The organism is Arthrobacter sp. 10T425, from assembly GCF_056393985.1.
Genome location: NZ_JBFTGZ010000025.1, coordinates 23,370 through 29,893 on the forward strand (window position 1 = coordinate 23,370; position 6,524 = coordinate 29,893).

Genomic DNA, 6,524 nt, shown 5'->3' on the forward strand with positions numbered 1-6,524 from the left:
CGGCGAGGATCAAAGCTCCCAGCCCCACTCGTATAGACTTTTTTCGGCTGCACGACGTCATCGACAGTCCCTCCCCCACAGTGCGAGATTGAATCAGGTGTGCGTTATGCGGCCAACACTAACGTCATTGTCGGCAGAGCCCCACTGATGCACGAGGTCCCAGTCTACTCGATGGTAAGAGTCAGGCTGTTCCTAGAGATGCTACCTTTACTCTCCAAACCGGGACCATAGCGCCACGCGGACCGGGATAAGCTGGATCAATGCTCCCTTTCAGCCGTCTGGTTTCCGCGCGCCTGTCCTTGACTGTGGCGGCCGCCGCAGCCGGCCTGGCCTTGACCTCGTGTTCCCCGGTTGTCGACGTCAAGCCCGCCAAGGATGCCGCGAACGCGGCCTGCGCGCCGATGATGCTGGCCCTGCCGGACGCGATCGGCGATGCCAAGCTGCGGAAGACCAACGCACAGGCCACTGCGGCCTGGGGCGATCCGTCCCAAGTGATTCTCCGCTGCGGCGTCAACGTTCCCGGACCCACGACCGACCGCTGTGTCAGCGTCAACGAAGTCGACTGGGTCATCAAGGAAGGCGACCCCGTGTGGACGCTGACCACGTTCGGCCGCGAACCGGCCACGGAGATCCTGATGGACCCGGACAAGATCAGTTCGGCCACCGTGCTGGCGGACCTTTCCGCCGCCGCGCTGAAGATCCCGGCAACCCGGAAATGTGTGGGTCAAGAGGACCTGCAGAACCTCCCCACCAGCAAGTAGGCCCGGGCAGGCGCATCCGCGCCCGCCCGGTTCCAGCGCAGCGCGGTTCTAGCGCAGGCCGGTCTTGCGGTGCAGGGCCAGGTGGATCAGCTCGTCAATCAGGTCGGCGTAGCCCAGTCCTGAGGCGTTCCACATCTGCGGGTACATGCTCTTGGGCGTAAACCCGGGCATGGTGTTGATCTCGTTGATGATCAGTTCGCCATCAGGGGTGTAGAAGAAGTCAACCCGGCTCAGTCCCTCGCCGCCGACGGCGTCAAAGGCGACCGCGGCCAGTTCCCGGACACGGGTGATCGCTTCTTCGGGGAGGTCGGCCGGGCAGCTGAGGGCAGCGGCGTCGTCCACATATTTGGCGTTGAAGTCATAGAATTCATGGCCGCCGCCCGCGACGGAGATCTCACCCGGCATCGACGTCCGGGGAGCATCGGTCCCCCGGCCCTCCAGCACGGCACATTCGATCTCGCGGCCCGTGATGCCGGCCTCGATGACCAGCTTGGGGTCGTGCTCGCGGGCGATCTCTATGGCGGCGTCGAGGCCCTCGAGGGAGTCCACCTTGGAGATTCCCATGGAAGACCCTGCCCGGGCCGGCTTGACGAAGACCGGGAAGCCGAGCTGGTCCACGCGCTTGCGGACGGTCTCGGGATCGTTGCGCCACTGCCGGTCAGTCACGGCGATGTAGGGTCCCACGTGGAGCCCGGCCGATTCAAAGACCACCTTCATGAAGTGCTTGTCCATGCCGACGGCGGACGCGAGCACGCCCGCGCCCACGTAGCGGGTGTCGGACAGTTCCAGGAGGCCCTGGATGGTGCCGTCTTCGCCGAAGGGCCCGTGCAGCAGCGGGAAGACGACGTCGACGGCGCCCAGCTCCTGCGGGACGGTGTTCGGGGCTGCGACGATCAGCTGGTGCTCGCCGCCGATCTCGGCCAGGGTCACGGTCTGCGCCGAGGGGGCCACCTCGGGCAGCGACGAGGCGGAGAGCGACCACTCGTCGGTTCCGCCGGACGCCAAAACCCACTGGCCGGTCTTGGCGATCCCGATCGGGATGACGTCGTACTTGTCCTTGTCGATGGCTCCCAGGACGCCGGCGGCTGTCACGCAGCTGACGGCGTGCTCGCTGGAGCGACCGCCGAACAGCACCGCCACGCGGGGCTTGGGCTGGCCCGTACGGCCGTCTGTGGTCATGTTGTTCTCTGACACTCTCAGTAATCGCCTTCGGGTTTCAGGTCCCGGGACAGCAGCAGCGGCCCCAGTTCGTCTACGGACAGTTTTCCGGCAAGGACCGCGACGACGGCGGCCGTGATCGGCATATCGACGCCGAGCTTTCCGGCAAGTTCGTGGACCGCCTGGCTGGACTTGATGCCTTCGGCCGTTTGCTTCATTTCGGCGGTGACCTGGTCGAGGGTCAGCCCCTTGCCCAGCAGCCTGCCGGCCGTGTGGTTTCGGGACAGGGGCGAGGAACAGGTCGCCACGAGATCGCCCAGGCCGGCGAGCCCCGCCATGGTCCGGGCTTCGCCGCCCAGGGCGAGGGTCAGCCGTGAGGTTTCGGCCAAGCCGCGGGTGATGACCGAGGCCTTGGTGTTGTCCCCCATCTGCTTGCCTTCACAGATTCCCACGGCCAGAGCAATGATGTTCTTGACGATCCCGCCGATTTCGACGCCGACCACATCGTTGGTGGTGTACGGGCGGAAATAGGGCGCGGTGCAGCTGCGCGCGATCCAGCCTGCGGTGACCGGTTCCGTGCAGGCCACGACGGATGCCGTTGGCTCTTCCCGGGCGATCTCCATGGCCAGGTTGGGACCGGATACCACGGCGACCCGGTCCGCGGGCAGGTCCAGCTCCGTGCCGATGACCTCGCTCATGCGGGCATCTGTGTGGAGCTCGAGGCCCTTCATCAGGGACACCACGACGGCCCCAGGCGCCAGATGCTCCTTCCAGGCCTTCAGTTGCGGCCGCAGGGTTTGTGCCGGCACGGCCAGAATGACCAGCTCCGCGCCCGCCAGGACCTCGGAAACGTCCTTCGACGCCGTGATGCTGGCCGGCAGCGTGATGCCCTTCAGATACTGCTCGTTGCGGTGCATGGTATTGATCTGGTCCACGACTTCGGGCCGCCGGCCCCAGAGGCGGATATTTCGTTCGACGCCGGAGGCTGTGGCGGCGTCGGCCACGACCTTGGCGAAGGTCGTGCCCCAGGAGCCTGCCCCCAGGACGGCCACTGTGGCGGCGGACCCGGATTCGCGGGCCGCCGACATCGCCAAATCCGCCGTCACTCTGTGACGTCCGGGTCTATACGGCCGTGCGTTGGCTGGTTGTGCGCCGCCGGGTTCCAGCGTTGCGCGGGCGGTTGTTCTCCACGCAGTCCCGCCAGGAGGCCGGTGATGGCGTCCATGATGGCATTCGTGGCTGCGTCGAGCGTCGCCTTGTCCAGCGAGCGGCCCTCAAAGGCGCTCAGGTCCACGGGATCCCCGACCACCAGGCGGGAGGTCTTGCGGGGGAAAATGTAGAAACGCTTCGCATACCGCGGGAAGACCTCTTGGGCACCCCAGTGGGCGATGGGCACCACGGGAATGCCGCTCTCCAGTGCCATCCGCGCGGCACCGGTGTGCCCTTTCATCGGCCAGAGTGCCGGGTCCCGGGTCAGGGTTCCCTCTGGGTAGATGATGATCGCCCCGCCTTCGTTCACGATCTCTTTGGCGAGTTGCAGCGAACGGTTCGCCCCCGTCGTCGAACGTTCCACCGGGATTTGCTTGGTGGAGCGCAGGACGGCGCCAAGGACCGGCTCCTTGAAGAGGCCGGCCTTGGCGAGGAAATGCGGCATCCGTTTCTGGTTGTAGAGCATGTGCCCCACCACCAGCGGGTCGATTTCCGTGCAGTGGTTGGGCGCGGCGATGAAGCCCCCGGCGGGGAGCTTTTCGAGGCCTTCCCACTTCTTTCCCATGAGGAGGTTCATCACGGGCCGGATGATCCCGGCGACTGTCACGAACGTGACGTGGCTCTTGGCCGATTCCTTCACGGGTCCCCCGCTACTTGGCCGAGGTGATGTCGAAATCGGCGCCCAGGCCCGCGAGCTTCTCGGTAAAGCGCTCGTAGCCGCGGTTGATGATGTCGATTCCCGTGACGCGGGAGGTGCCGGTGGCGGCCAGGGCGGCAATGAGGTGGCTGAATCCGCCGCGCAGGTCCGGGACGTCGATGTCGGTGCCCTTGAGCTGCGCCGGACCGGAGATGACGGCGGAGTGCAGGAAGTTGCGCTGGCCGAAGCGGCACGGCACGCTGCCGAGGCACTCGCGGTGGACCTGGATATTGGCGCCCATGCGGATCAGTGCATCGGTGAAGCCGAACCGGTTCTCGTAGACGGTCTCGTGGACAATCGAAACGCCCTCGGCCTGGGTCAGTGCGACGATGAGCGGCTGCTGCCAGTCCGTCATGAATCCGGGGTGCACGTCTGTTTCGAGGACCAGGGGGTTGAGCTTGCCGCCGCGGTGGTAGAAGCGGATGCCGTCGTCGCCGATGTCCATGCCGCCGCCGACTTTGCGGTACGTGTTCAGGAAGGTCATCATGTCGCGCTGCGTGGCGCCTTCGACAAAGATGTCGCCGCGGGTGACCAAGGCCGCGGAAGCCCAGGAGGCGGACTCGTTGCGGTCCGAGAGGGCGCGGTGGTTGTAGCCGCCGAGGTCCCGGACGCCTTCGATGCGGATGGTGCGGTCCGTCTGGACGCTGATGATGGCGCCCATCTTCTGCAGCACCGCGATCAGGTCCACGATTTCCGGTTCGGTGGCCGCCCCGGAGAGTTCGGTGATGCCTTCGGCGCGCGTGGCGCTCAGCAGGACCTGCTCGGTGGCGCCCACGGACGGGTAGGGCAGCGCAATCTTGGCGCCCTTGAGCCCGTTGGGCGCGGAGATGTGGATGCCGCCGGGGCGCTTTTCCACGACGGCGCCGAACTGGCGCAGGACATTGAGGTGGTAATCGATCGGACGGTCGCCGATCTTGCAGCCACCCAGGTCCGGGATGAAGGCCTCGCCGATGGCATGGATTAGCGGCCCGCACAGCAGGATCGGGATGCGCGAATCGCCGGCGTGGGCGTCGATGGCCGTGCTGGAGGCCGTCTTGGCGCCCTTCGGGTCAAGCGTCAGATCGCCGGTCACGGGATCCTTGTCCACCCTGACGCCGTGCAGCTGGAGCAGGCTCGTGACAACCTCGACGTCCTTAATTTCAGGCACGTTGCGCAACACCGATGGCTCATTGCCCAAAAGGGCGGCAACCATGGCCTTGGGGACAAGATTCTTGGCCCCGCGAACGGTGACGCGGCCAGTTAGCGGGACGCCTCCGCGGATTGTCAGAACACTACTCATATACCGGTTTCCTCACGACTACTCGCCCCCAAATCCTTACAAAGGCTCCAGCTAAGCATAGGAGCATCCGTTACCGATCTGAAATACGGAGCGGTTCCAGGGGCCCCGTGTTGGCCCTTTCGGCACGGATGCGGCGGCGCTTTCGGGCCTGCGGGCTTTGCGCAAGGTGGGCGCTGAGGGTTTGCCCGGTGCACCGAGGACCGGACCAACTCCTGAGAAAAGGAGAACCCTTCGAATACGATCGTGTAATGCCTCGCCTTATCGCTCCGGACGTCATCTATCACTCCTCCTGGCTGGAAGGATCCGCCGAATTTGACGGCGCCCACCGGGACGGCGCGGGTGCGGAGGACTGGCCACTGGAAGAACTCGAAGATGACCAGTCGTTCCGCCGCTTCGTCGATGCCCTCGTCAACGATGCCCGGCCGGAGAGCCCGAGGAAAACAGGGTACGTACCCTGCACATACCTGTGGATCGTGGACGGTGACACTTTCCTTGGCTCACTGGCCATCCGGCACGAGCTGAACGATTTCCTTCTCAATCAGGGTGGGCACATCGGCTACAGCGTGAGGCCCTCCGCACGGCGCCGCGGCCACGCAGCTGCCGCCTTGGCCAACGCCCTGCCAATTGCCAGGGAGCTGGGCATCGCCCGAATTCTCCTCACTTGCGATGAAGATAACGCCGGTTCCCGGGCCACAATCGAAAAGAACGGTGGCGTCTACGAAGACAGCCGCAACGGCAAACGCCGCTACTGGGTCGGGCCCGCCTAACCGGAAGCACAAATAGAAGGAATCTCAATGCTGTTGTCAGTGGATTCCTGAGGCCTATGGCTAGGGGCCGAGGCACTTGGCGGTCGTAGTTCCGGGATAGGGTCTGCGCGTTTTGCTGTTGCTCATGGATTGTTACTTTCACGTGGGCGGGGCGGCACCTGTTCATGTGTCCTTCAGGACGTTCATTTACGCGCTCTAGCCTCTGCCGTCACCTGTCACCTCGACCCCCGGACGCGCGCTGACCACGGACAACCAGCAGGGCGACTAAGAGAACGGATCCCAGCGCCCGCGGCCTTGGTACACAGAAGTTCGACGAGCACACAGTGACGGTCTAGCGCAGTCCCAGGCACCGTTCGGCGGTCTGCTCAGGGGTCGGATTTGCGAGTAGATTGTTCACATCCGCTGAGGGCCCGCATATCAGCGAAACGACGTGGACAAGGATCCGGATGGGCCGGCCGTACCGCATTGACACGCATCAGCACATCGTTCCGCCCGGGTATGCGCGCTGGATGCTTGAAGAGGGCATCCGCCCCGGCGGCATTGGCCTGCCGTCGTGGTCCGAGCGCTCAGCGTTGAAGTTCATGGACAGGCACGACGTGCAGACCGGCATCCTGTCCCTGTCCACTCCCGGCGTGTACTTCGGGGACGCTGCG

At 65.1% G+C, this 6,524-nt stretch carries 6 protein-coding genes and 1 pseudogene; 3 read left to right on the forward strand and 4 right to left on the reverse strand.

Going from position 1 to position 6,524, the window contains the following annotated elements; genetic code table 11:
• Positions 1–260: 260 nt before the first annotated feature.
• Complete coding sequence (locus AC1DDH_RS20065; protein WP_476857220.1) at positions 261–761, forward strand: DUF3515 family protein; 501 nt, start codon at positions 261–263, stop codon at positions 759–761.
• A gap of 48 nt (positions 762–809) precedes the next feature.
• On the opposite strand, the gene AC1DDH_RS20070 is transcribed toward AC1DDH_RS20065, so the two are convergent.
• Genes AC1DDH_RS20070 through murA form a run of 4 tightly spaced genes read right to left on the reverse strand, consistent with a single transcriptional unit; the run spans position 810 to position 5,104 of the window.
• Positions 810–1,940 (reverse strand): D-alanine--D-alanine ligase family protein, encoded by a 1,131-nt coding sequence (locus AC1DDH_RS20070; protein WP_476857279.1) that lies wholly within the window; start codon positions 1,938–1,940, stop codon positions 810–812.
• 17 nt (positions 1,941–1,957) lie between these two features.
• Positions 1,958–3,007 carry an NAD(P)H-dependent glycerol-3-phosphate dehydrogenase gene (locus AC1DDH_RS20075; protein WP_476857278.1) on the reverse strand — a complete coding sequence of 350 codons (1,050 nt, stop codon included), beginning with the start codon at positions 3,005–3,007 and terminating at the stop codon, positions 1,958–1,960.
• A 14-nt stretch (positions 3,008–3,021) separates the two neighbouring features.
• A complete protein-coding gene (locus tag AC1DDH_RS20080) occupies positions 3,022–3,768 on the reverse strand; it encodes a lysophospholipid acyltransferase family protein (protein WP_476956161.1) in 747 nt (248 codons plus the stop codon).
• 10 nt (positions 3,769–3,778) lie between these two features.
• Entirely contained in the window at positions 3,779–5,104 is a 1,326-nt protein-coding gene (murA, locus tag AC1DDH_RS20085) for a UDP-N-acetylglucosamine 1-carboxyvinyltransferase (RefSeq protein WP_028278332.1), read from the reverse strand.
• Positions 5,105–5,352: 248 nt separating this feature from the next.
• Here murA and AC1DDH_RS20090 point away from each other — a divergent pair, with 248 nt between their 5' ends.
• Together AC1DDH_RS20090 and AC1DDH_RS20095 are read left to right on the forward strand one after the other, a co-directional pair.
• Positions 5,353–5,871 carry a GNAT family N-acetyltransferase gene (locus AC1DDH_RS20090; RefSeq protein WP_230012081.1) on the forward strand — a complete coding sequence of 173 codons (519 nt, stop codon included), beginning with the start codon at positions 5,353–5,355 and terminating at the stop codon, positions 5,869–5,871.
• A 446-nt stretch (positions 5,872–6,317) separates the two neighbouring features.
• A pseudogene (locus AC1DDH_RS20095) lies at positions 6,318–6,524 on the forward strand (amidohydrolase); the annotation flags it as partial.

Bases quoted from the DNA above. Each gene is read 5' to 3' on its own strand.
- AC1DDH_RS20065 (WP_476857220.1), top strand. From the start codon at position 261: ATGCTCCCTTTCAGCCGTCTGGTTTCCGCGCGCCTGTCCTTGACTGTG.
- AC1DDH_RS20070 (WP_476857279.1), bottom strand. From the start codon at position 1,940: ATGACCACAGACGGCCGTACGGGCCAGCCCAAGCCCCGCGTGGCGGTG.
- AC1DDH_RS20075 (WP_476857278.1), bottom strand. From the start codon at position 3,007: ATGTCGGCGGCCCGCGAATCCGGGTCCGCCGCCACAGTGGCCGTCCTG.
- murA (WP_028278332.1), bottom strand. From the start codon at position 5,104: ATGAGTAGTGTTCTGACAATCCGCGGAGGCGTCCCGCTAACTGGCCGC.
- AC1DDH_RS20090 (WP_230012081.1), top strand. From the start codon at position 5,353: ATGCCTCGCCTTATCGCTCCGGACGTCATCTATCACTCCTCCTGGCTG.